General features: G+C 47.8%; 2 protein-coding genes and 1 pseudogene. 1 reads left to right on the top strand and 2 read right to left on the bottom strand.

The window, feature by feature from the left end; genetic code table 11:
- On the bottom strand, positions 1 to 357 hold a 357-nt coding region (locus ACUU1I_RS20360; RefSeq protein ID WP_449144903.1), incomplete at its 3' end, for an alpha/beta hydrolase.
- Entirely contained in the window at positions 357 to 1,277 is a 921-nt protein-coding gene (locus tag ACUU1I_RS20365; RefSeq protein WP_000981715.1) for an alpha/beta hydrolase, read from the bottom strand. The genes ACUU1I_RS20360 and ACUU1I_RS20365, both read right to left, overlap by 1 nt.
- Before the next feature lie 137 nt (positions 1,278 to 1,414).
- Between ACUU1I_RS20365 and pgrR the strand changes: the two are divergent.
- Positions 1,415 to 1,850 (top strand): annotated as a pseudogene (gene pgrR, locus ACUU1I_RS20370) (DNA-binding transcriptional regulator PgrR); the annotation flags it as partial.

Below are 1,850 nucleotides of genomic sequence, written 5' to 3' on the forward strand. Positions count from 1 at the left end.
CGGGCACCCCCCACACACACCCAGCACGCCAATGCGTTCAGCATCAACATATGGCAGAGTTACTGCATAATCGATAACACGGCTAATATCCTCTACGCGCTGTGTCGGATCTTCTATCCAACGAGGCTCCCCACCAGATTCTCCCTGGAAACTGGCGTCATAAGCGAGAACGACATAGCCTTTTTCAGCCAATGCCTTGCCATAGATATTGCCAGACGTCTGCTCCTTACAACTGCCAAAAGGATGGACGCTGATAATCGCCGGATACTGTTTTGACTCATCAAAATTTGGTGGAAACTGAATATTGGCAGCAATATGCCAGGCCATATCACTATTGCGGATTTGAATATGTTTCATTACAGAGTTTCCTCAAAGAACGGAGCTAATACTGAAATTGCTTCAGCCACATAGGCTTTGCCGTCATAAAGATCCATATGGTTTGCGCCTTCAACAATGTGATAGCGTTTATCCTGGCTTGATGCCCGATCGTACAGGTCGTCACTCATCCATTTGCTCCCTGCCTGGCTGCCCGCCACAATCTGCATCGGCTGAGTCAGGTACACTTCCGCCATATGGTAAGCATCATAGGTAATAATCTGGTTAAGGCTGCGCAAAGTAGCGTAACCCGGTGCTGTTGGATACTGCGCACGAGGTGTGTGGTAATACTCCCAGGCCTGACGCAGTTCTTCGTTCGGCGCATCGGCCTCCTTCATTGGAGCCAGTGGCATAATGGCGTATTCTTCGCTGCTAATATCGCTGGTTCGGGCGTTTGAGCCAGCTTCAATGTGTGGCAGAGCATCAATAGATTTCACATTGTTTTCCCAACCATTGCGGAACATCGAACCAATATTGACCGCACTAACGGTACCGATGGCCTTGATGCGGCGATCCTGAATTGCAGCATTGGCTGTATATCCTGCACCGGCACAAATTCCCATCGCACCAATTCGGGTATTGTCGACATAAGAAAGCGTTGTCAGGTAATCAATCACGGCACTGACGTCTTCAGTACGAATGTATGGGTTTTCTAACTGACGCGGCTCGCCGCCACTTTCACCTTGATAAGATGCGTCATAAGCAATAGTGACAAATCCCTTTTCCGCCAGCTTTTCGGCATAGGTTCCGGCCGTTTGCTCTTTAACGCCCCCACCTGGGTGAGATACCACAATTGCCGGATACTGACGGGTTTCATCAAATTTTGGAGGGAAATAGATCACTGCAGACAAAGAGATGGTTGGATTATTGCTGTTAGTGAAGCTGACTTTATTATTCATCATTCAGTTCCTCATGGAGTTGTCGGTTCGTTTTGACGGTTGGTGATATCACTATAGATATTGATCATTAAGTTGATTAGACCCTAAATCATGATTAGACCTATCATTTAAATGATTAATAGATTGTATGGAGATACTGAATGAAGCGTGAAGAAATCGCTGATCTGATGGCGTTTGTCGTCGTTGCAGAGGAGCGTAGCTTCACTCGCGCAGCAGCCCGCCTGAGCATGGTGCAGTCAGCTTTAAGCCAGATAGTGCGCCGTATAGAAGAACGATTGGGATTGCGGCTTCTGACGCGAACCACGCGCAGCGTTGTACCCACTGAAGCGGGCGAGCATCTTTTGTCTGTTCTTGGCCCTATATTGCATGACATAGATTCTGCCCTGACATCCCTGAGCGATCTGCAGAACCGCCCATCCGGGACAATACGTATTACTACTGTAGAACATGCAGCAAAAACGATATTGTTACCAGCCATGCGCACATTCCTGAAATCGCATCCTGAAATTGATATTCAGCTTACCATTGATTATGGTTTGACCGATGTCGTTTCTGAACGTTTTGATGCAGGCGTCC

Source organism: Shigella sp. SIG3 (genome assembly GCF_053555855.1).